Below are 23,310 nucleotides of genomic sequence, written 5' to 3'. Positions count from 1 at the left end.
TTAGCAATCTTGATTCGTTTTCCTGAAAGGGATTGAGAGAAGTTAAACTGTGTCATCAAAAATAATAACACACTTAGCAAAGTAATTTTTTTCATTAGGTTTGGGGGTTAATGAATTATTGGGGCTAATATATAATTTTACAAAATACAACTCCATGAAAAGCATAAAAAATCGACGAAATACAATTATATATAAGAATAATCTTAAAATTTGACTATAAATGAGCCAATTATCTTAAGAAAGTTATGTTGTAGATTAACAATTATTATAATAGCTTTTATTCAACAAAAGTTTCATAATTGTTTTTAATCAGATATCCATTAAACAGGATTAAAAAAATAGGTAATAGTAAGTCTTGCAATATTTGTAACAAGGTAAAACTAATGATTTATGGTTGTCTTATTACTTTAAGAGGTAGGTGAATTGTAGCTCACAAATTAATTCTTGTTTTTAGGTTTTAAACAGGTTATTACACATTTAAATTGTTGGAAAACTAAAGTAATAAATAAGTTTAAGAGTTAATTTTAGTGTTATCATATTCAATAACAAACTCGTTTCTTTCGTTATAATCAACATTTTCTTTAGTTAAAATATCAATAGGTAAATGTATCTTAGTATTGGGCATATTCTTTTTTAATGTTAAATAGTCCGTCATTAACCTAATAGATTCATAGCCTTGTTCAAACGGTTTTTGGGAAATTAAAAACGCAACAGAATCGTTTTTCAAACATTCAATATTTTGTGGTGTATTGTCGAAACCAATAAGTTCGAGTTTATCTAAATAATTGGAGTCCATACAATCAACAACAATATAAATTCTACTAGAAGGCACAAAAACACCTTCTATTTCTGGATGCTGTTTTAAAAATGAGTTTATTTTTTGTTTTGTTTCAGAAGAGTTATTTAAGTTTTCAATTTTTAATGTTAATGTTTCAGAACTAATATTGTTCTTCAAAAAATAATCGTTAAAACCTTTAATTCTATTAGATACAGCATTGTTTTTTGTAATATTATGTCTAGCTTGAACAATTAAGAAAGTAGAGGGTTTAGGTATACTTAAATTTATAAGTTTACCTGCAATATATCCAGCCATATAAGAATCTTGTCCAACAAATGCTTTGTTGTTAAAACCATCAATATCAATATTTAAAAACAGGTAAGGGATATTTAAAAATTCTAACTTGTTTACAATTCGCTTTGTTTCTTTAGAGAAATTAGGCACCATAATTACTGCGGTAGGCTTGGTTTCTAACAATACGTTAAAAGTGTTTAAATAAGAATGAGGATCATATTGATTAAAAGTAAAAGTTGTTACCTGAACTCCAAAACTTTTAACATCGTTAGCACCTTTTAAAATACCTAAATATGGAGATTTCCAAAATAAATCAGAGTCATTATATTCAGGAATTAATGCAGCAATAAAATGTTTGTTTTTCATTGCAAGAGCACTAGCAACTGGATTTACGCTAAAATTATGGAATTCTAGAATTTTTTTAATTTTAGCCTCTGTTTTTTTAGAAACACCACCACGGTTATGTATTACTCTGTCTACAGTGCCCTCGGAGACATTGGCTTCTTTGGCAATATCTTTAATTGTAATCATAATATTATTTTCACCTTGAGATGTGCTTTTAAAACTTGTAATTAAAAGAATAAGCAGTTGAAAAATTTCAAGCAATTTAGTAAAAATTTTGTCATTTCGTGTGCGTACACTATTTTATTTTCTATATTTGTGTGTGCGTACACGAAAACGCAACATAATTGAGTTATTATTCTAATATTTAAGTAACAGTTTAATCAATGAGCAAAGTAATAGTTTTAACAGGGGCAGGTGGTGTTTTATGTGGAGCCTTAGCAAAAGCATTAGCTAAAGAAGGGCATAAAATAGCGGTACTGGATTTAAGAAAAGAAGCTGCCGATAGTGTTGCAAATGAAATAAATGAAGCAGGAGGTGTGGCCATAGGAGTTGCTGCAAATGTTTTAGAAAAAGAGTCGTTAGATTTAGCTAAGACTGAAGTGAACAACAAATTAGGGTTGTGTGATATTTTAATTAATGGTGCTGGAGGAAATCATCCATTGGGAACTACCAGTAATCCGTTTTTTGAAATGGAAGACCTTAATAACAAGGCAGAAGGCTTTAAAACGTTTTTTGATTTAGACGCAAAAGGAGTTGAGTTTACATTTAATTTAAATTTTCTTGGAACATTAATACCTACACAAGTTTTTGCAAAGGATATGGTTGGCAGGAAAGGGTGTAGTGTTTTAAACATTTCATCAATGAATGCCTTTACGCCACTAACAAAAATACCAGCCTACAGTGGTGCCAAAGCTGCAGTTTCTAATTTTACACAATGGTTGGCGGTACATTTCTCTAAAGTAGGAATTCGTGTAAATGCGTTGGCTCCAGGATTTTTCTTGACAGATCAAAATAGAAGCTTGTTAACGAAAAGTGATGGTAGTTTAACACCAAGAGGCAATCAAATTATAGATCAAACTCCAATGGGTAAATTTGGTGAGCCAGAAGACCTAGTTGGTACCACATTGTGGTTATGTGGTGAAGGCGCAGCATTTGTTACTGGAGTAGTTATTCCTATAGATGGTGGTTTTTCAGCCTATAGCGGTGTTTAACAAATAAAATTAAATTATGGAACAAACATGGAGGTGGTATGGGCCAAACGATCCCGTAACGTTATCAGATATAAAACAAGCGGGAGCAACAGGTGTTGTTTCGGCGTTGCATCATATTCCAAACGGCGATGTGTGGACTGTTGATGAAATACAAAAACGTAAAAATACAATAGAAAACGCAGGATTGTCTTGGAGTGTAGTAGAAAGCATACCTGTACATGAAAACATAAAGACGCGTTCTGGTAATTTTCAAAAATATATAGAAACGTATAAACAAAGCATTGAAAATTTAGCAAAATGCGGTATAAACATTGTATGCTATAATTTTATGCCTGTTTTAGACTGGACACGTACCGATTTAGAGTTTGAAGTTGAAGATGGTTCTAAAGCTTTACGTTTTGATGTTATTGCATTTGCAGCTTTTGAGCTGTTTTTGTTAAAAAGGCCAGGGGCTGAAAATAGTTATACCGAAGCACAACAAAAAGCGGCCAAAGACTATTTTGAGAATCTTTCTGAAGCGTCTAGAACAACTCTGGTAAATAATATTATCGCAGGATTGCCAGGAGCTGAGGAAGGCTATACTTTAGAGCAATTTCAAAATATATTAGACACATATAAGAATGTAGATGCTAAAACATTAAGAGCACATTTGGTGTTATTTCTAAAAGAAATTATTCCCGTAGCTTCTAAAAATGAAGTGCTAATGTGCATCCATCCAGACGATCCGCCATATCCTATTCTTGGTCTGCCAAGAGTAGTAAGTACAGAGGCAGATTATGCTTATTTGTTTGATAATGTACCAGATAGAACGAATGGTATTACATTCTGTACAGGATCGCTAGGTGTAAGGGCAGATAATAATTTAGTGCAAATCTTTAAACGTTTTGCAGACCGTGTACATTTCTTGCACTTAAGAAGCACTAAACGTGACAAACACGGAAATTTCTATGAAGCTAACCATCTAGAAGGCGACGTAGACATGTACGGCGTTGTTAAAGAAATTCTTAACGAAGAAAAAAGACGTAAAGCAGAAGGATACGCAGATTTTGCTATTCCTGTAAGGCCAGATCATGGTCATCAAATGCTGGACGATTTACATAAAAAAACCAACCCAGGATATTCTGGTATTGGACGATTACGTGGTTTAGCCGAATTAAGAGGGCTAGAGTACGGTTTAAAACATATATTATAACATACATATAAATTAAAAAATGAAAACACAGTACGAAACACGTTATGCTTCCAGTCCGCAAACTGTAAAAGCTTACGACACGAAGCAATTAAGAGATGAATTTTTAATCGATAATTTAATGCAAGAAGACCAATTAGTATTGGTATACACGCATTATGATAGGTATATTGCTGGTTCTGCGGTTCCTGTTAAAGCACCAATTACATTAGAAACAATAGATCCTTTAAAAGCAAACTATTTTTTAGAAAGACGCGAAATAGGTATTATAAATGTAGGTGGCGATGGTATTGTTGAAGTAAACGGAGATGTTTACGAACTAACATTAAAAGATGCACTTTACATTGGTAGTGGTAACGAAAATGTAGTATTTAAAAGTATAGATAAAACTAATCCTGCCAAGTTTTACATCAATTCTGCACCTGCACATAAAAACTACCCAACAAAAAAGGTAAGTAAAGCAGATGCCAATAAAATAGAATTAGGATCTTTAGAAACAGCAAATCACCGTACAGTAAACCAACAAATTATTGGTGGTATTGTTGATACATGTCAACTTCAAATGGGAATGACGGAGCTTAAAACAGGTAGTGTATGGAACACTATGCCAGCGCATGTTCATGATAGAAGAATGGAAGTGTATTATTATTTAGATATTCCTCAAGACCAAGCCGTTTGTCATTTTATGGGGCAACCCCAAGAAACACGTCATATCTGGATGCAAAACCATCAAGCTGTTATTTCTCCACCATGGTCTATTCATTCAGGTTCAGGAACTTCAAACTATACATTTATTTGGGGTATGGCAGGAGAAAATTTAGATTATGGCGATATGGATGTTGCCAAAATAACAGAATTAAGATAATAACAAGTAAAACATAAAAAAGATATGTCGATAAACTTATTTGATTTAAAAGGAAAAACAGCTTTAATAACAGGCGCTGTACATGGGCTGGGAATGGCTATGGCCAAAGGGATAGGTCACGCAGGAGCAACTATAGTAGTAAATAATTATTCTGAAGATAAATTAAATGACGCAGTAGAGGAATACAAATCAGAAGGCCTTAATGCCCATGGGTACGTATTTGACGTTACTGATGAAAAAGCAGTAAACGAAGCTATTGCTAAGATTGAAAAAGAAGTAGGGCCAATTGATATTTTGGTAAATAATGCGGGAATAATTAAGCGCACACCAATGATTGATATGGAAGTAGCAGATTTTAATGCTGTTATTCAGGTAGATCTTGTAGCTCCTTTTATAGTATCTAAAGCGGTAGCTAAAGGTATGATTGAAAGAGGAGGCGGAAAAATTATTAACATTTGCTCTATGATGAGTGAATTAGGTAGAGATTCTGTAAGTGCCTATGCTGCTGCAAAAGGCGGTTTAAAAATGCTAACCAAAAATATGGCAACAGAATGGGCAAAGTTCAATATTCAAACCAATGGTATTGGCCCAGGGTATTTTGCAACCTCCCAAACGGCTCCAATACGAGTAGACGGGCATCCATTTAACGATTTTATAATAAGCAGAACTCCAGCAGCACGTTGGGGAGATCCGACTGATTTACAAGGAGCAGCAATATTCTTGTCATCTAAGGCAAGCGATTTTGTAAACGGACATGTACTTTATGTAGACGGCGGAATATTAGCAACCATAGGTAAACCTTCAAACGAAGACTAATTATGAAAACGCTATTTTTCTACGCTGTATTATTTATATTTTGCTTTGTTGTTAGCTGTAATAGCACAACAGAGCAAATTATAACAGTAACAAATAACTTAAACGTGTCTCGTAGTTTCGAAACCGTTGAAATTAATAAAACTGATATTAAACTTGAAGAAGGCCAAACTTTTGAAAGCTTAAGTATTAAAGATTTAAGTACAAATACAGTTTTAGTATCTCAATTTGTAGACGTAGATAATGATGGAAATGCAGATGTGCTGTTGTTTCAGCCAGAAATTAATGCAAATTCAGAAAAGCAGTTTCAACTTTTACAAGTAGAGGCTTCATCTAAGCCTGAAGTTGCAGAGCATTGCTATTCAAGATTCGTTCCAGAAAGAACCGACGATTATGCGTGGGAAAACAATAAAGTTGCTTTTAGAACCTATGGGCCTACTGCCCAAAAAATGGTTGAGGAAGGGGTTAAAGGCGGTACATTGTCTAGTGGAATTGATGCATGGTTAAAACGTGTAGAGTATCCTATTATTAACAAATGGTATAAGAACGAACAAGAAAAACCAGGGGCGTACCACATAGATTCTGGTGAAGGACTCGATAATTTTCACGTAGGAGTATCTCGTGGAGTAGGCGGCATTGCTATAAAGATAGACACTACATACTACACATCTAAAAATTTCACAAGTTGGAAAACAATAACAACAGGGCCTATAAGAACAAGTTTTGTTTTAGAGTATGCCAACTGGGATGCGAACGGACAAACCATTACAGAAACTAAACACATCTCATTAGATTACGGAAGTAATTTTTCTAGATTTGAAATTGAACTTACAGGTACAGATGCCATTTATGCAGGTTTAACATTGCATGAAAAAAATGGTATTCCAACTCAAAACGAATCACTTGGATATATTTCCTATTGGGAACCTCATTTCGATTCAGAACTCGGTACAGCTATTATAGTTCCTAATAATAATATGATTTCTAGTGAATTATTTGATACACCCGTAAAAGATTGGAGTAACTTGTTTGCAAAAATTAAAGTAAACAACGGTAAGGCAATATACTATGCAGGTTTTGGATGGAAAAAAGCAAAAGAGATTACTTCTAAAGAAGCTTGGGAAAAGCATATAGAAGCATTTGCTTTAAAAGTTAATAACCCGTTAAAGGTTACTATTAACTAGCTCTGTTGCGAATTTTAAAATTTACAGAATTAAAAAAATATAAATTTTAGTAATGGCTGTTTAAAAAGTAGTATTATTTGTTACGAAAGAGATAGAAGCATCTTAGTCACAATTCAAATTGAAATTAAGAATAACACTTTTTAAACAGCTTATTTTCAACACTAGTTGCACTAAAATTTATAAAACCTTACTTAGGTAATTAAATTTAAACATGAAGGCGACCAACTTTATAACCGATAATTTTATTTTACAATCTGAAATTGCAGAAACTTTGTATCACACGTATGCTAAAGACCTGCCAATTATAGACTACCACAACCATTTATCGCCAAAACAAATTGCAGAAAATAAGCCCATAAAGAATATTACGGATGCATGGTTAGATGGCGACCATTACAAATGGAGAGCAATGCGTGCCAATGGTATCGACGAAATTTTTGTAACAGGTTCTGCAACATCTAAAAAAGAAAAGTTTTTAAAATGGGCAGAAACTGTACCCTACACTTTAAGAAATCCCTTGTTTCACTGGACACATCTAGAGCTTAAAAGATATTTTGATGTAGATGATTTGTTACAGCCTAGTTCAGCAGAATCTATTTATAAACGTGCAAATGCTATTTTAGAAAATAAAACACCAGCCCAACTTTTAGAAGACATGAGAGTAGAAGTGGTGTGTACTACCGATGATCCGGTAGACGATTTAAAATATCATATGGAAATTGCCGAAAAAGGATTTTCTGTAAAAGTGTTTCCAACGTTTAGGGCCGATGCACTGTTTTTTATTAATAAACAAAGTTTTTTAGGATATTTAAAAAAGCTTGAAGCAGTAACAGATTGCACAATAGATGGTTTTGACGCATTTTTGAATGCTATCGATAAGCGTTTAGAGTTTTTTAATGAACAAGGTTGTAAATTATCAGATTTTGGGGTTGGTGAAGCTTTAAGTATCGTAGAAGTCTCTGAGGAAGAGGTTGCAGCAGTATTTTCAAAAAAAATATCTGGAGCACAGTTATCACAAAACGAAGTAAATCAATACAGGTCTTTTCTATTTATTTATTTAGGCAAAAAATATCATGAATATAATTGGGTACAGCAATATCACCTAGGGCCTATTCGTAACAACAATTCTAGGTTATTAGACCAAATAGGTTTAGATGCAGGCGTAGATTCTATTGGAGATTTTCCTATGGCAACCTTTATGTCTAAATTATTTAATACGCTAGAATCTACAAACCAATTAGCTAAAACCATTACCTACAATTTAAATCCAGCGCACAACGAAGTATTTGCAACAATGATGGGAAATTTTCAAGGTTCTGATGTTGCTGGTAAAATGCAGTGGGGCTCCGGTTGGTGGTTTTTGGACCAAAAAGATGGTATGGAAAAGCAAATAAATTGCTTATCTAATATGGGGTTGTTAAGTAGATTTGTAGGTATGCTAACAGATAGCAGAAGCTTTTTATCTTTCCCTAGACATGAGTATTTTAGACGCATTTTATGTAATCTATTAGCTGAGGATGTAAAACAAGGTCTTATACCTAACGATATGGAATTTTTAGGTAAAATGGTACAAGATATATGTTACTATAATGCCAAAAACTACTTTAATTTTAATTAAATAAAAGTTATCAATGAGATACAAATTAATTCTTTTAGTAATCCTATGTATAGGTATTACATCTTGCAAAGAGGAAACAGGTACTAAAGTACTCTATTTAGGCCATACCCTGCCTCAAACACACCCTGTACATAAAGGGATTTTAGAATTTCAAAAGGCTTTAGAGCAAAAGTCTAATGGTACTTTAAAGGTTAAAATTTTTCCTGATGCTCAGTTAGGATCAGAACGAGAAGTATTAGAGCTATTGCAAATAGGCTCTGTGGCTGCTACTAAAGTTAGTGCAGCAACTTTATCTAACTTTGTGCCAGAATATCATATTTTGGGGATCCCTTATCTGTTTAGGGATAAAGATCATCAGTTTGAAGTTTTAGAAGGCGAAATTGGCAAATCAATATTACAAAAGGGTAGTAAGTTTTGGTTACGTGGCCTTTGTTATTATGATGCTGGAAGCAGAAGTTTTTATACCAGCCAAAAAGCAATAAGAACCCCTGAAGATTTAAAGGGGTTAAAAATTAGGGTTATGAACAACCAAATGGCTATTAATATGGTAAATTCCATGGGTGGTTCTGCAACACCATTAGCTTATGGCGAATTATATACAGCTATCCAGCAGGGGGTAGTAGACGGTGCTGAAAACAATCCGCCTTCGTTTGTATCCTCGAATCATTATGAAATTAGTAAATATTACACCTTAGATCAACATTCATCTGTTCCAGATGTGCTTTTAATAGGTACGAAGTTTTGGGATAAACTATCTGAAGAAGAAAAAGTATGGGTACAGGAGGCTGCTGATGAGTCTGCCCAGGCTCAAAAGAAGTTCTGGAATGAATCTGTAGAAGAATCAATGAAAATAGCTAGGGAAGCTGGAGTAGAAATTATTATTCCAGACAAATCGTTGTTTGCTGAAAAATCAAAATCAGTTGTCGAAGAATTTGTAAAGGAGTTTCCAGAAATGGAACCCATAGTAAATCAAATTAAAAATAAATAATTATGAGCAAAGTAGATCTTATTTTTAATAGAGTAAGCCGAATTCTTGAGGTGTTTATGATAGTGATTTTTGCACTTTTGGTATTAGATGTATTGTTTCAAGTATTCTCAAGGTATCTTTTAGGTACTTCTTTTACGTGGACAGAAGAGTTTGCTCGATTTGCATTAATATGGATGACAATTTTAGGTGCTGCCTACCTTAATGGAAAAAAAGAACACTTATCAATGGACTTCTTATATCAAAAATTTTCTGAAACCAATAAGCGTAAAGCCTCTATACTTATAGAAGTGTTAATATTTTTATTTGCTCTAATAGTAATGGTAATTGGTGGATTAAATTTAGTTTACACAACACTACATTTAGAACAGTTATCAGGGACATTACGTATTCCGCTAGGTTATGTGTACGCCATTATGCCATTTAGCGGCTTTTTAATTATGTGCTTTTCAATATATCACATATCAAATTTTTTAAAAAATAAAAACATAGAATAGTTATGAGTATAGAAATTATAAGTATTATCGTTTTGTTTGTTAGTTTCTTTACGTTATTATTACTTAAAGTACCCGTTGCCTATAGTATTGGGATTGCAACAACATTAAGCCTATTATTAAACATTGATAAGCTACCAGGTTTAACCACCATTGCTCAACGTATGACCACGGGAATAGACAGTTTTGCACTATTAGCAATTCCCTTCTTTATTCTAGCTGGCGATATTATGAAACGCGGTGGTATTGCAAATAGGCTTATTAATTTTGCCAAATCTTTGGTAGCAAGCTTACCAGGAGGATTAGCTTACGTTAATATTCTGGCATCTATGTTATTTGGAGCTATATCGGGTTCAGCACTTGCTGCCGCATCTGCAATTGGTAGTATTATGACGGATAGAATGGAAGAAGAAGGTTACCCAAGAACATTAAGTGCATCGGTAAATATTACATCGTCTACTACAGGGTTATTAATACCACCAAGTAATATTTTAATAGTATATGCTCTGGCGAGTGGCGGAACAGCATCAGTTGCAGCTTTATTTATTGCAGGTTACCTACCTGGTATTTTATTAGGCTTTGCAATAATGGGCTATGTTGCCTTTATTGCAATATCTAAAGGCTATGCTAAAGGAAAACGAGCTACATTTTCAGAAATTTGGATGTACTTTAGAAAAGCTTTTTTTAGTTTATTACTGTTGGTTATTGTAGTTGGAGGTATTGTGGCTGGAATTTTTACAGCTACAGAAGCATCGGTTATTGCTGTGCTATATGCCGCAATATTATCCTTAGCCTATGGCGATATGAAAATAAAAGATTTCTCTGGGGTTTTATTGTCTAGTGCTAAAACTACAGCTGTGGTAATGTTTTTAATTTGTACATCTATGGCTATGTCGTGGTTGTTTTCTTTTGAAGGTATTCCAGAAATGATTAGTGCATTTTTATTAGAATCGTTAAACAACAAATTTGCTATCTTTTTAGCTATTAATCTTATTTTATTAATTATCGGGACCTTTATGGATATGACGCCCGCAGTTTTAATCTTTACACCTATATTTCTTCCTGTTGTTACTACTCTGGGGATGGATCCTGTTCACTTCGGAATTGTAATTGTACTTAATTTATGTATAGGTATATGTACGCCTCCTGTAGGCACCTTGCTATTTGTTGGAAGCGGTGTTGCAAAAGTATCGGTCACACAAGTTATAAAACCCTTATTACCGTTTTTAGCCATTATGGTAGCAGTATTAATGCTTATAAGTTTTATACCAGAAATATCAATGTTTTTACCAAGGTTGTTTGATTTGTAAAGATTATTCCTCAATCTTAATGATGTAAGGATTTTGTAGTTTACAGGTGTTTTGTAACTAAAGCTCATCTAAGTTAAAGACTATGTTATAGCTACTAGTTGTAAGATAGTTTTTTTATCCTACAGGCGTAGTTTTTCAATTGAGCTTTTTTGTTAGTTAGAGCAGGACATAGTAGGATAGATTTTTAAGCACAAAGTTTTAATTTTGATTTTTACATGCTTCAATAACATAAAATAAATCAATAAATTTAATAACAGATATGTTTAAAAACAGCTTTCTGGTAACGATATTTTCTTTGTTCTACAGCTTTAGTTTTGCTTATGCTCAGCAAAGTACTAAACAAGAAAAACCCAATATAATTTTCATCCTTACAGACGATCAACGCTTTGATGCTATTGGATATGCAGGTAATAAATTTGTTAAAACGCCCCAAATGGACGATTTGGCCAAATCTGGAATTTATTTTAATACAGCAATAGTTACAACACCAATTTGTGCTGCAAGTAGAGCAAGTATTTTAACAGGACTTCATGAACGTTCGCATAACTACAATTTTCAAACAGGAAATATAAGAAGCGAATACATGGTAAATTCTTATCCAAGACTTTTAAAAGATAACGGGTATTATACAGGATTTTACGGTAAATATGGTGTGCGATATAGTGAGCTAGATAAACAATTTCATGAGTATGAAGATTACGATAGAAATAATCGTTTTAAAGATAAAAGAGGTTATTATTATAAAACTATAGATAATGATACGGTACACTTAACAAGATATACGGGACAAAAAGCACTAGATTTTATCGATAAAAATGCATCTAAAGAAAAACCATTTTGCCTATCGCTAAGCTTTAGCGCACCACATGCACACGATGCTGCTGTAGAGCAATACTTTTGGCAGGAGGCTACTGATAATTTATTAGTAAACACAACAATTCCAGAGCCAAAACTAGGAGATGATAAATATTTTCTGGAACAACCTAAAATTGTTAGAGATGGGTTTAATAGATTACGTTGGACCTGGCGCTACAATACACCAGAAAAATACCAACATAGTTTAAAAGGCTATTACCGTATGATATCTGGTATAGATATAGAAATAGCTAAAATTCGGAAAAAATTAAAAGAAAAAGGCCTTGAAAAAAATACTGTGATTATTGTTATGGGCGATAATGGGTATTTCTTAGGAGAACGCCAATTTGCTGGAAAATGGTTAATGTATGATAATTCTATTAGAGTACCTTTAATTATTTACGACCCAAGAGAAAAAAAACACAAAGATGTTGATGATATGGTTTTGAATATAGACATACCATCAACTATTGTTGACCTAGCAGGATTAAAACCTCCAAAATCTTGGCAAGGTAAAAGTTTACTGCCTATTGTTAAAAAACAAACAAAAGCCATAAAAAGAGATACGATATTAATAGAACATCTTTGGGATTTTAGTGAAATTCCACCCAGTGAAGGTGTACGCACTAAAGAATGGAAATATTTTAGATACATAAACGATAAATCTATAGAACAACTTTATAACTTAAAAAAGGATCCACTAGAGGCAAAAAATCTGATAGACAACAAAAAATATAAAGAAGTAGCCAATAAACTTCGCAAAAAACTTAATGAGCTAATTACGAAGAACAGCAATTTTTATAGGGCTGCACCCATAGATTTAACTGTTGAATTGGTTAGGGAGCCTTCTGAAAATGTTGAGATTTTCGATTTAAAACCAGAATTTGGATGGACAGTACCGTTAGGTTCTAAATTTCAATCTGCTTATCAAATCTTGGTAGCTTCAAATAAACAGAGTATTGATAATAATAATGGAGATGTTTGGGATAGCAAAAAAATACGTTCAACAGCATCAACGAATGTTGAATATAATGGAAAGGTATTAGAAGTAGGAAAAACGTATTACTGGAAGGTAAGAATTTGGGATGAAAATAACAGATTGGTCGATTATTCCGAAGTTCAAAAATTCACTACGGGACAAAGCGATAGTTATATGGTTTCTACCGAAAATAGATATATAATTAGTAAAATTAAACCTGTAAAATTTGAGAAAAGAGACAGTTTTTATTTTATAGATTTTGGAAAGGCCGCTTTTGCCACTATGGATTTTACATACCATGCTAAAACGCCTCATACTTTAACAATTAGAGTTGGAGAAATGACTGATGAAAAAGGAAACATTAACAGAATTCCACCTAAAAAAAGTACTATTCGTTACCAAGAATTAAAAGTTAATGTAAAGCCAGGTCAAGAAAAATATAGAATTCCCGTAAAAAAGGACAAAAGAAATACCCAACCAGATAAAGCAGTTCCTTTGCCTAAAGGTTTTCCCACACTTGTACCATTTAGATATGCAGAAATACAAGGAGCTCAAGAACCCATTTTGGCTAAACATATTGAACAGTTAGCATTTCATACTTATTGGGACGAGATCGCGAGTAGCTTTAAAAGTGATAATGATATTTTAAATCAAGTTTGGGATTTATGTAAATATTCTATAAAAGCCACAACATTCAACGGGTTATATGTTGATGGAGATAGAGAACGTATTCCTTATGAAGCTGATGCTTATTTAAACCAATTAAGTCATTATACAACAGACAGGGAATACGCTATGGCAAGACGAACTATAGAGTATTTTATGAAAAACCCAACATGGCCAACCGAATGGCAACAGCATGTAGCGTTATTAATACATGCCGACTATATGTATACAGGTAATACAGAACTCATAGAGCGCTATTATGAAGCACTTAAACATAAAACACTATACGAACTATCTAACGAAGATGGCTTAATTACTTCTACCAAAGTAGATCATGAATTTATGTTAAAACTTGGTTTTAAAGAAGGATATAAAAAACCACTTACTGATATTGTAGATTGGCCACCAGCCAGTTTTAGTAGCGGTAATAAAATTAAAGGAGAACGTGATGGATTTGTATTTAGGCCTTACAATACAGTGATTAACGCTTTCTTTTATGAGAATATGAGGATTATGATAGAGTTTGCCAAAATTCTTGGTAAAACTGATGAGGTGTTAGATTTTGAGTTAAGAGCTGCTAAAGCAAAAAAAGCTATTAACGAGCAAATGTTTGATAAAGAACGCGGAATTTATATAGATGGAATTGGTACAGACCATGCTTCTTTACACGCAAACATGATGCCTTTAGCGTTTGGTTTAGTGCCAGAAGAGCATTATGGGTCTGTTGTTAATTATATTAAATCTAGAGGTATGGCATGCAGTGTTTACGGTGCCCAGTTTTTAATGGACGGATTATATAAAGCAGGTGAAGAAGATTATGCCTTAGATTTATTGGTAAGTACTGCTGAGAGAAGTTGGTATAATATGATTCGTATTGGCTCTACAATTACTTTAGAAGCTTGGGATTACAAGTATAAAAATAATTTAGATTGGAATCACGCTTGGGGTGCTGTACCAGCCAATATAATTCCAAGGCGTTTGTGGGGTATAATGCCAAAAACACCTGGTTTTGCTGAGGCCACTATTAAGCCACAAATGAGCAAGCTAAAATCTAGTGAAATAACAGTACCTACTGTAAGAGGTAAAATTAAAGGAAAGTATTCTAGCAATGGTAAAGATTTACAAACTTATGTAATTGACATACCAGGTAACATGACGGCCTATTTTTCTTTAGATGATCTAGAAGGTAAAGAATTAATACACAATGGAGAAACATTATCGTCCACGGAAAAGCCAATTGCATTAAATCCAGGTAAACACAACATACTAATAAAAATCAATTAGTTAAAAATGTTTTATTCTATATAAGCCTTCATTAACATAGCAGCACCGAGAGCACTGGCATTTTTTCCTTCAGGAAACTTAATAGTTTGTTCTGGCATCATTTGTCGCAAGTATTCTACAAATATCTCATTTCTATTAAACCCTCCAGAGATAAATATATTTTTTAAGTTATGTTCTGTATCTAAAATTCGATTTATACCTTGTTGAACACGCTGGGTAATTTCAAAAACAAGTTGATAATATGCATGCTCGTAATTTTCAAAAGTATTAAGGCAATTTAAATTACCCTTAAAATCGTCGGCTATCTTGTTAGGAAAAAAAGTAGCTTTTGAAGTAGAAATAATATCTGAACAAAGTTTTTTATTCAAGGTTAATTCTAAAAAGTAGCTTTTATCCACACTAAAATATTTGCTTAATTCTATGGCATTAACTTCATGAACTTTTCCTAAAAATTGCATTGAAGATTTTATTTGTTTTTTATCGGGTGTCATAAAACATAGGCAATCATTTTTTAATTGATTTGCCGTTAACGTTTCCTTACTAAAAGGATTCATACAAATAATCCAAGTTCCAGTAGATAGTAATACAAATTCATCTTTTGAATTTTGATTGTCTTCTAATAAAGGTATAATAGATGAAGAACTATCGTGCAAGCCTTTTCCAATGGCTACTTCTTGTTCGTTTACTATAGCTAAATCTGCATTTTTTCCTGGTTTTGGTTCAGGTAATGTAATGCCTTCTTTTTTTAACCAGTTGTGATATTGCATATTATCAAAATCCCAAATGGCAGTATGCGCACCAACTGATGTGAAGTCGGCTGTAATTTTATTTGAAAACAAGTAACTTAAGTACTGCGGGTAATGTAAAATGGTTTTTACTTTATGCCAATAGTGAGGCTTGTTATGTTTTAACCAATACATTTGTAAGCCAGAATTTAACATTCCGTAAGCTGGCGATGCGGTTTTTCTTGAGAATTCTTCAACACCTCCATTAGATTCGTAAAGCGAAGTAAAATCAATATCTAAAGGTTTAAGATAGTTGTACAGGGGTGTTATTCTTTTGCCTTCTTCATTTAAATACACCAAAGTGGCGCCATGGGTAGAGAAGTTAATAGCCTTAAGTTTAAATTCATTACTTTTTTGAATGGTTTTAACCTCTTTTTTTATCCATTCTTCTATGGCTTCAATATTATCACACGGATAATTATCATCATCTACAATTTCTTCAAAACGAATGGAACTTGTATGAACTACATTAAAATCCTTATCGAATAAAAATAGTTTTTTGTTTGTTTTTCCAATATCAAAAACAGCTATGACATTTTTCATTTATGTTTTATTTTAAAGTGTGTTTCAAATTGTTTGTATGAGATTAAAAACCAATAAGAGAATTGTTTTTACTAGACTTTATTTTGTTTTAAGCAATTTTAATTTTTAGTTACATGAAAAAAGATTTCCCTTTAGCAATTCAACACGCCAAAGGGAAAACTTAAACTAACAACTAAAAAAGAAATTAAATTCATAGATAAAAGGATGACTAACTCTAATAATCTACAATTTTATATTAACTATTTAAACCCGTACAAAGGGCCATAAGTAGTACAGGCCTTGTAGTCTGCAGATTCTAAATTTTCTCCAAAAGCAGACCATGCGCTTGGACGGAAAACATCCTCGTCTGCAACATTATGCATGTTTACGGGTATTCTTAATAATGACGCTAATGAAATTAAATCTGCACCAATGTGTCCGTATGAAATAGCACCGTGGTTAGCACCCCATTTGGCCATTACAGAATAGGCATCTTTAAAGAACCCTTTTCCGGTAACTCTTGGTACAAACCAAGTAGTAGGCCATGTAGGGTTTGTTCTTTCGTCTAATATGGAGTGTATGTCTTCAGGTAATTCTACACTCCAGCCTTCAACAATTTGTAATACAGGGCCAATACCTTTAACAAGATTTATTCTGCACATCGTCATAGGCATTTCGCCTTTTGTTTTAAATTGCGAAGAGAACCCACCACCTCTAAAATATTCGCTAATAGCGGCAGGCCACTTGGTGTTATCTAAGCATTTTTGCGCTTCTTCTTCGGTAATTTCCCAATAAGGTTTCATTGTAGGATTTCCATCTTTGTCTGTTTGCTGCGCAGTAGCATCTAAAGTAGTAGAGCCAGAATTAATTAAGTGAATAATACCATCTTTGGCAATACCTGTTAATTTTTTTCCTGTTACACGTTCTACAGATTCTGGACTCCAAAAAGTTCTAACATCCGAGAATATTTGCGCAGTGTTTGTTAATAAATGTCCGAATAGCATAGATACAGCATTCAAACAATCATTTTCGGTAGCAAAAACAAAGGCTTGACGAATACCATTCCAATCGAAAGATGAATTTAAAATGGCCTCAGTAAAATCGGCATTGGGTTGGTAATCGGTCCATTGGCGTTGTCCTTGAAAACCACCCATTATAGCATTTCTTCCTTTAGATTCTTCTCCAAAGCCTAGTTCTTTTAGCTTGGGGTTTCCAATCATTAAATCACGACAAATAAGTGTCATTTTAATAACTTTTTCCCATTCCTTGTTTTTTGCTTCGGCCGATTTTTGAGCTTCGGGACTATTGTAATCCTTACCTTCTTTACAGTTTGCTTTGGTCCATGCTAAAGCCTTTTCAAATTCCTCTTTATCATAAATGCCTTCATCCATTCTGCGCAATAATTCAACAGACTCTACAAACTCTGCACGAACTCCAAAGTAATCTTGTAAAAAATTAACATCTACCATAGAGCCGGCAATTCCCATAGAACTGTAGCCTATAGATAAATAAGATTTGCCTTTCATTTGTGCTACGGCTAATCCTGCCCTTGCAAATCGTAATAATTTTTCTTCTACATCCTTTGGAATACTCATATCACCAGCATCTTGTACCTCTCTGCCATAAATTCCAAAAGCTGGTAGCCCTTTTTGTGAATAGCCAGCTAAAGCTGCAGCTAAGTAAACTGCACCAGGCCTTTCAGTACCGTTAAACCCCCAAACGGCTTTTGGTATTAAAGGATCTGTATCCATAACTTCGGTACCATAGCACCAACAAGGCGTTACGGTTAACGATACTTCTACGCCTTCTTTTTTAAATTTATCTGCACAAGCAGCAGCATCAGCTACACCACCTATTGTTGTATCTGCGATAACGCACTCTACTTTTTCTCCACTAGGAAAACGTAAATTGTCTTCAATTAATTTAGCAGCAGCTTTTGCCATATCCATACATTGGCCTTCCAATGATTCTCTAACACCTGCTTCACGTCCATCTATTACTGGGCGAATACCTATTTTTGGTAATCTTCCTATTAATCTATTCATTATAATGTTTTTAGAGGTTTATGTAAATTGTTCTAATTCTTTTAATTGTGCATCGCTTAAGCCTGCTGGTTTAAATCCAGCAGCCCAACTCATTAATAATAATTTAGCACCTTTGTTTGCTACATCTAAATAATCCCAAGCTCTTTCTACATCTTCGCCTGTAGCAGTAGCACCATGTTTTTCCCAAAGCGAAACATTTCTTGTTTTAAAGGCTTCTATGGTAACTTTGGCTAATGCAGCTGTACTAGATAAAGCATAAGGCGTACAGTGAATACCTTTGGGCACAAAAACACGAACCTCGGGGCACATCATCCATATTTGCCTGTTTAATTCTTCTTCGTCATTAAACAGCGGGTGGTGGCTCATCACAATTAATTCTAAAGGATGTGTATGTACAATAGCTAAATGTGTTGGGTTGTGTTCTGTATTAAACAGGTGGATGCTAGAGTGGGATATTAATTCGCAAGTTGGCCCAAAACCTTCCCTTTTGCCTCCCCATATTATTCTATAGCCTGTAGCATCATCGTTAATATATAAAATACATGCGGCTTCTTCAATACCATCAATTAAACTTCTAAGGTAACAACCGGTTCCAGTGATAAATAGCACGTAACCTTCTGTTCCTTTAGGAAAATCAAAAGGGGTAAACTCCTTACCTTTAGTAATTTCAATAATGTCTTCCTTTTTAAAAAAAGACGTTAAATTCATAGAGATATTTCCAGCATTTCTTTCTGCCCATTCTCTTTGCCATAAATAACTGGCTACCTTAGAGATTTTTTTTAATTCCTTTTGTACTTCAATAGGTAGTTTTATATCGCTCATAACAAAAATTAGTTTAATTATTATAATGGTGTAAATGTATAGCACCTTGTCTTAAAATCAGATATTCAAAATTTGTATATTTGTGTATAATTTAAACATAACCCCTAAATGAAATTTGTAAAAAATATTGAATTAGGAGATCCGTCTTCTAATAAACAAAACTTTATAGATTTGAAATTGAAGCTGTTATGTTGCAGGTATTGGTACTTAGAACTGTGGGATTGTCATGATATGGTATTTCCTTTTTGGAGGATATATTGGAATAAAAATGAAGGAGGGGAATTAGAGTTGCAAAATGATGTTTATAAAATGACTCCTAACTTTTTATATGTTATTTCTCCTTTTACTTCCTTTTCAACACGATATACAAATAATTCTAAATATAATTCTGGAATACATGTTTTAGGAAAAAATTTAAATGAAAAGCATAACGAATCTCATTATAAAGAAAAATACCTTCTCCATTTTTTTACGCATTTTAATTTAGGCACTCCTTTTGATAATGTGTTTCCTGGGATTTTTAAGATTGAATTGACAAACCACCTTTACGACCGATTGATTTATTTAACAGATAGGTTAAAGATTGAAAACCATGATTTTAAGTTAACCTTCAACCTAAAGTTGCAATCTTTCATAAAAGAGGTTATTTCTAATATGGGCCCCGAATTATGGAAAACTATAAATATAGACGATAGGGTATTGAAGGTGCATAGGTTTATTGAAGCAAATATTGATGGAAAATTAAGCAATCCAGAACTGGCAGCTCTAGTTAATATGGCTCCAAATTCCTTTGCAAGGTTATTTAAAGAAGAAATGAATATTACATTGCATAATTTTATTCAAAACAGAAAAATAGCCAAAGCATGCGAGATTTTTGAACATACAAATGAAACTATAGAAAGTATTTCGCATAATTTGGGCTTTTCAGACCGTTATCATTTTTCAAGAGTTTTTAAATCTATTACTGGAATTTCGCCAGCAGCATATAAATCGGGCGGATATACTTAAATTTATTTCTTTCTTATATTTTGGTTTAAACTGTTAGCCTTCAAACGGCTATTACACTATATCAATACTTACTTGTTTCTTTAAATATACTAGCAATACAATAAGCTTATGTTTAAATTATACATAAAGTAGATTAATATGGATAAAAAATTTAACAGTGATATAGTATAATTTTGTGTGGTATGCATCTCATTTTTACAGTGAAAATAAAGTAATAGCTTCTATTTTTTGTAATTTATAGGTGCATTTTAAACCTTAATTAAGTAATGTTTTTGTTGCTTATTTAAAATCATCTAAAAACTATCAAAAACTATATAAGTCATGAAAGAATTTAATCAATACATTAATGGAAGATTTGTAAAATCTACCTCTACAGACACTATAGAGGTGTTAAACCCATGTACCGAAGAAGTCTTGTCGGTTATACCAAAAGGCTCTGTTGAAGATGCTAACCAATCTCTAGAAGCAGCAAAAGCAGCACAACACGGTTGGAAATCGCTAACAGCTGTTGAAAGAGCTAATTACTTGCATAAAATGGCCGATGTAATTAGAGACAATAGAGTGTTTTTGGCTGAAACATTAGCAAAAGAACAAGCTAAAGTAATAGGTTTGGCACAGGTAGAAATAGATGTTACAGCAGATTATTTTGATTATAATGCAGGTTGGGCTAGACGTATAGAAGGAGAAATTATTCAAAGTGATCGTAAAAAAGAACATATTTTTTTACATAAAGCTCCTATTGGTGTAGCTGTGGGTATTTTACCATGGAATTTTCCGTTTTTTGTAATGGCTCGTAAAATTGCACCTTCATTAGTAACGGGTAATACCTGTATAATTAACCCTAGTTCTGTGGCGCCAAATACAGTTATGGAATTTGCTAAACTTATAGAAAGTATAAATGTTCCTGCTGGGGTATTAAATTTTGTATGCGGTAAAGGTAGTATTGTTGGTAACGCACTTTGTAAAAGCCCAATAACTGGTATCATTAGTTTAACAGGAAGTGTTGGTGCTGGTCAAAAAATTATGGAAGCAGCAGCAGAAAACATCACAAAAGTATCTTTAGAGTTAGGCGGTAAAGCACCAGCTATTGTTTGTGCAGACGCTAACTTAGATTTAGCTGTAAATGCTGTGGTAAACTCTAGAGTAATTTTTAGTGGACAAGTTTGTAATTGTGCAGAACGTGTTTATGTAGAAGATTCTATTTATGATGAGTTTATGGATAAAGTAACAAAAAGAATGTCTGAAGTTAAAGTGGAAGATGCTTTTTCTGAAAACAATCCAGATATGAGTAGCATGGTGTCTAAAGATCAAATAGACAAAGTAGAGGAGATGGTTGAGTTTGCTAAGAAAGAAGGCGCAGAAGTTGTTCTTGGTGGCGCTCGTTCGGCAAATCACGACAGGGGGTATTTTTACCAGCCAACATTGCTTACCAATGTAAAACAGGATATGCAAATTATTCAAGAAGAGGTTTTTGGCCCTGTGCTTCCAGTTATGAAGTTTGGAACCTTAGATGAAGCTATTGCATTAGCAAATGATTGTGAATATGGTTTAACATCCTCTATTTTTTCAGAGAATTTTAATAAAGTTATGCACGCATGCGATCAATTAGAATTTGGGGAAACTTACGTAAATAGAGAGCATTTCGAGGCCATACAAGGGTTTCATGCAGGTTGGAAAAAATCAGGTATAGGAGGTGCAGATGGAAAACACGGTATGGAGGAATACCTTCAAACTAAGGTTGTGTATGCACAGTACCAATAAATAGACACAAGTAATAAGTAATTTGTTTTAATCAGTAAAGCATACTATATAGTAAAGTAATTTATCTAAAATATAGTATGCTTTTTTTTAAGATGTTATTAAAGCAGTAAAACAAAAAAATGAATAGTAAAGAAAAAGTACCTGTAGTATCAAAAGAGGTTTTAGTACCGTTTATCTTAATAACATCATTATTTGCGCTATGGGGCTTTGCAAATGATATTACAAACCCAATGGTTGCTGCATTTGGTACTGTAATGGAAATTTCTACTGCAAAAGCAGCGTTAGTTCAATTTGCGTTTTATGGTGGTTACGCAACTATGGCCATACCCGCAGCACTTTTTGTTAGAAAATACAGTTATAAAAAAGGTATTTTATTGGGGCTTGGGCTTTACGCGTTTGGCGCATTATTATTTTATCCGGCAGCTAGTTACGAGGTGTTCGGGTTCTTTTTAGTATCGCTTTATATCTTAACATTCGGATTAGCTTTCTTAGAAACAACAGCAAATCCTTACATCTTATCAATGGGAGACGAGCGAACAGCTACAAGACGTTTAAATTTGGCCCAAGCATTTAATCCTATTGGCTCTCTTTTTGGAATGTTTGTAGCTTCAAAATTTATTCTTACTGCTTTAGATTCTGATAAAAGAAACGAAATGGGCGAATTAATCTTTACAGGCTTAAATGAAGCTCAAAAAGCAGTAATAAGAACAAACGACTTAGCAATTATTAGAAACCCATATGTTATTCTTGGTGTTGTGGTTATTATAATGTTTATTATTATTTCATTAGCTAAAATGCCAAAACGCACTAAGAACGACAAACAGGGGCCTGCCGCCGATTCCTTTAAGAGATTGTTTAAAAATGCGAAATATAGAGAAGGGGTTTTTGCACAGTTATTTTATGTAGCTGCACAAATTATGTGTTGGACGTTTATTATTCAATATGCCGATAATTTAGGAATATCTAAAGCTACAGCACAGAATTATAACATTGTAGCAATGGCTATATTCCTATCAAGTAGATTTATAAGTACGTTTTTAATGAAATATGTAAATTCTAGAAAACTACTTACCATATTTGCCTTGTGCGCTATGGTAACAATTTCGGGTGTTATATTAATTGAAGGTATGATGGGGCTATATTTACTAGTTGCAACTTCGGCTTTTATGTCATTAATGTTCCCAACTATTTACGGTATTGCGCTAAACGGCTTAAGTGAAGAAGACTCTACACTAGGAGCAGCAGGTTTGGTAATGGCTATTGTAGGGGGCGCGTTAATGCCTATTTTACAAGGTACCATAATAGATATGAAAACAGTAGGGTCATTTGCCGCTGTAAATGCTTCATTTATATTACCTTTACTATGCTTTTCTTTCATCGCAGTTTATGGTTATAGAACACTTAAGGTTCATAGCGATTAGTTGAAAACATAATAAAAACTAAGATTAAGAGCTTTTTTACAATAGTGTGTTTTTATTGCTATTGCCAAATAAATTA

17 protein-coding genes are annotated in these 23,310 nt (G+C 33.4%); 13 read left to right on the top strand and 4 right to left on the bottom strand.

What is annotated here, in order from left to right; translation table 11 throughout:
- Positions 1-511: 511 nt before the first annotated feature.
- Positions 512-1,603: a substrate-binding domain-containing protein gene (locus CLV33_RS06080; RefSeq protein WP_146109714.1), complete on the bottom strand. Its 1,092-nt coding sequence runs from the start codon at positions 1,601-1,603 to the stop codon at positions 512-514.
- A gap of 197 nt (positions 1,604-1,800) precedes the next feature.
- Between CLV33_RS06080 and CLV33_RS06075 the strand changes: the two genes are divergently transcribed.
- The 10 genes from CLV33_RS06075 to CLV33_RS06030 all read left to right on the top strand — a co-directional run bounded on the left by CLV33_RS06075 (position 1,801) and on the right by CLV33_RS06030 (position 14,870).
- Entirely contained in the window at positions 1,801-2,628 is an 828-nt protein-coding gene (locus CLV33_RS06075) for an SDR family oxidoreductase (RefSeq protein WP_105473115.1), read from the top strand.
- Positions 2,629-2,644: 16 nt separating this feature from the next.
- Positions 2,645-3,820, top strand: a complete 1,176-nt coding sequence (uxuA, locus tag CLV33_RS06070) for a mannonate dehydratase (protein ID WP_105473114.1) — start codon at positions 2,645-2,647, stop codon at positions 3,818-3,820.
- A gap of 19 nt (positions 3,821-3,839) precedes the next feature.
- The gene (gene kduI / locus CLV33_RS06065) at positions 3,840-4,682 is read left to right on the top strand and encodes a 5-dehydro-4-deoxy-D-glucuronate isomerase (RefSeq protein WP_042243659.1); all 843 of its coding nucleotides are present in this window, start codon (positions 3,840-3,842) and stop codon (positions 4,680-4,682) included.
- A gap of 24 nt (positions 4,683-4,706) precedes the next feature.
- Complete coding sequence (locus tag CLV33_RS06060; protein WP_105473113.1) at positions 4,707-5,498, top strand: gluconate 5-dehydrogenase; 792 nt, start codon at positions 4,707-4,709, stop codon at positions 5,496-5,498.
- A 2-nt stretch (positions 5,499-5,500) separates the two neighbouring features.
- Positions 5,501-6,679: a DUF4861 domain-containing protein gene (locus tag CLV33_RS06055; protein ID WP_105473112.1), complete on the top strand. Its 1,179-nt coding sequence runs from the start codon at positions 5,501-5,503 to the stop codon at positions 6,677-6,679.
- A gap of 211 nt (positions 6,680-6,890) precedes the next feature.
- Positions 6,891-8,297, top strand: a complete 1,407-nt coding sequence (gene uxaC / locus CLV33_RS06050) for a glucuronate isomerase (protein WP_105473111.1) — start codon at positions 6,891-6,893, stop codon at positions 8,295-8,297.
- 13 nt (positions 8,298-8,310) lie between these two features.
- Entirely contained in the window at positions 8,311-9,285 is a 975-nt protein-coding gene (locus CLV33_RS06045; RefSeq protein ID WP_042243665.1) for a TRAP transporter substrate-binding protein, read from the top strand.
- A gap of 2 nt (positions 9,286-9,287) precedes the next feature.
- The gene (locus tag CLV33_RS06040) at positions 9,288-9,779 is read left to right on the top strand and encodes a TRAP transporter small permease (protein WP_042248280.1); all 492 of its coding nucleotides are present in this window, start codon (positions 9,288-9,290) and stop codon (positions 9,777-9,779) included.
- 2 nt (positions 9,780-9,781) lie between these two features.
- Positions 9,782-11,086 carry a TRAP transporter large permease gene (locus CLV33_RS06035; protein WP_211297541.1) on the top strand — a complete coding sequence of 435 codons (1,305 nt, stop codon included), beginning with the start codon at positions 9,782-9,784 and terminating at the stop codon, positions 11,084-11,086.
- Between the two features lie 259 nt (positions 11,087-11,345).
- The gene (locus CLV33_RS06030) at positions 11,346-14,870 is read left to right on the top strand and encodes an alpha-L-rhamnosidase-related protein (RefSeq protein WP_105473110.1); all 3,525 of its coding nucleotides are present in this window, start codon (positions 11,346-11,348) and stop codon (positions 14,868-14,870) included.
- Between the two features lie 11 nt (positions 14,871-14,881).
- Here CLV33_RS06030 and CLV33_RS06025 read toward each other — a convergent pair whose 3' ends face one another.
- From CLV33_RS06025 to rhaD, 3 genes are all read right to left on the bottom strand, one after another.
- Complete coding sequence (locus tag CLV33_RS06025; protein WP_105473109.1) at positions 14,882-16,198, bottom strand: FGGY family carbohydrate kinase; 1,317 nt, start codon at positions 16,196-16,198, stop codon at positions 14,882-14,884.
- A gap of 239 nt (positions 16,199-16,437) precedes the next feature.
- A complete protein-coding gene (locus CLV33_RS06020) occupies positions 16,438-18,222 on the bottom strand; it encodes an L-fucose isomerase (RefSeq protein WP_105473108.1) in 1,785 nt (594 codons plus the stop codon).
- An 18-nt stretch (positions 18,223-18,240) separates the two neighbouring features.
- A complete protein-coding gene (gene rhaD / locus CLV33_RS06015; protein WP_105473107.1) occupies positions 18,241-19,044 on the bottom strand; it encodes a rhamnulose-1-phosphate aldolase in 804 nt (267 codons plus the stop codon).
- Positions 19,045-19,152: 108 nt separating this feature from the next.
- On the opposite strand from rhaD, the gene CLV33_RS06010 reads away from it, so the two are divergent.
- From CLV33_RS06010 to fucP, 3 genes are all read left to right on the top strand, one after another.
- Complete coding sequence (locus tag CLV33_RS06010; protein ID WP_105473106.1) at positions 19,153-20,052, top strand: helix-turn-helix domain-containing protein; 900 nt, start codon at positions 19,153-19,155, stop codon at positions 20,050-20,052.
- A 321-nt stretch (positions 20,053-20,373) separates the two neighbouring features.
- Positions 20,374-21,813, top strand: a complete 1,440-nt coding sequence (aldA, locus tag CLV33_RS06005; protein WP_105473105.1) for an aldehyde dehydrogenase — start codon at positions 20,374-20,376, stop codon at positions 21,811-21,813.
- Positions 21,814-21,932: 119 nt separating this feature from the next.
- Positions 21,933-23,234 carry an L-fucose:H+ symporter permease gene (gene fucP, locus CLV33_RS06000; protein ID WP_105473104.1) on the top strand — a complete coding sequence of 434 codons (1,302 nt, stop codon included), beginning with the start codon at positions 21,933-21,935 and terminating at the stop codon, positions 23,232-23,234.
- Positions 23,235-23,310 lie beyond the last annotated feature (76 nt).

The organism is Jejuia pallidilutea, assembly GCF_002973595.1.
GTDB lineage: Bacteria > Bacteroidota > Bacteroidia > Flavobacteriales > Flavobacteriaceae > Jejuia > Jejuia pallidilutea.
The sequence above is the reverse complement of the archived record's forward strand: the minus strand, read 5'-3'. Positions and strand labels throughout refer to the sequence as shown.

Excerpts from the sequence above, each read along its gene's own strand:
- aldA (WP_105473105.1), top strand. The coding sequence starts at position 20,374 with ATGAAAGAATTTAATCAATACATTAATGGAAGATTTGTAAAATCTACC.
- CLV33_RS06010 (WP_105473106.1), top strand. The coding sequence starts at position 19,153 with ATGAAATTTGTAAAAAATATTGAATTAGGAGATCCGTCTTCTAATAAA.
- CLV33_RS06055 (WP_105473112.1), top strand. The coding sequence starts at position 5,501 with ATGAAAACGCTATTTTTCTACGCTGTATTATTTATATTTTGCTTTGTT.
- kduI (WP_042243659.1), top strand. The coding sequence starts at position 3,840 with ATGAAAACACAGTACGAAACACGTTATGCTTCCAGTCCGCAAACTGTA.
- CLV33_RS06040 (WP_042248280.1), top strand. The coding sequence starts at position 9,288 with ATGAGCAAAGTAGATCTTATTTTTAATAGAGTAAGCCGAATTCTTGAG.
- rhaD (WP_105473107.1), bottom strand. The coding sequence starts at position 19,044 with ATGAGCGATATAAAACTACCTATTGAAGTACAAAAGGAATTAAAAAAA.
- fucP (WP_105473104.1), top strand. The coding sequence starts at position 21,933 with ATGAATAGTAAAGAAAAAGTACCTGTAGTATCAAAAGAGGTTTTAGTA.
- CLV33_RS06075 (WP_105473115.1), top strand. The coding sequence starts at position 1,801 with ATGAGCAAAGTAATAGTTTTAACAGGGGCAGGTGGTGTTTTATGTGGA.
- uxaC (WP_105473111.1), top strand. The coding sequence starts at position 6,891 with ATGAAGGCGACCAACTTTATAACCGATAATTTTATTTTACAATCTGAA.
- CLV33_RS06080 (WP_146109714.1), bottom strand. The coding sequence starts at position 1,603 with ATGATTACAATTAAAGATATTGCCAAAGAAGCCAATGTCTCCGAGGGC.
- CLV33_RS06020 (WP_105473108.1), bottom strand. The coding sequence starts at position 18,222 with ATGAATAGATTAATAGGAAGATTACCAAAAATAGGTATTCGCCCAGTA.
- CLV33_RS06035 (WP_211297541.1), top strand. The coding sequence starts at position 9,782 with ATGAGTATAGAAATTATAAGTATTATCGTTTTGTTTGTTAGTTTCTTT.
- CLV33_RS06060 (WP_105473113.1), top strand. The coding sequence starts at position 4,707 with ATGTCGATAAACTTATTTGATTTAAAAGGAAAAACAGCTTTAATAACA.
- uxuA (WP_105473114.1), top strand. The coding sequence starts at position 2,645 with ATGGAACAAACATGGAGGTGGTATGGGCCAAACGATCCCGTAACGTTA.
- CLV33_RS06045 (WP_042243665.1), top strand. The coding sequence starts at position 8,311 with ATGAGATACAAATTAATTCTTTTAGTAATCCTATGTATAGGTATTACA.
- CLV33_RS06030 (WP_105473110.1), top strand. The coding sequence starts at position 11,346 with ATGTTTAAAAACAGCTTTCTGGTAACGATATTTTCTTTGTTCTACAGC.
- CLV33_RS06025 (WP_105473109.1), bottom strand. The coding sequence starts at position 16,198 with ATGAAAAATGTCATAGCTGTTTTTGATATTGGAAAAACAAACAAAAAA.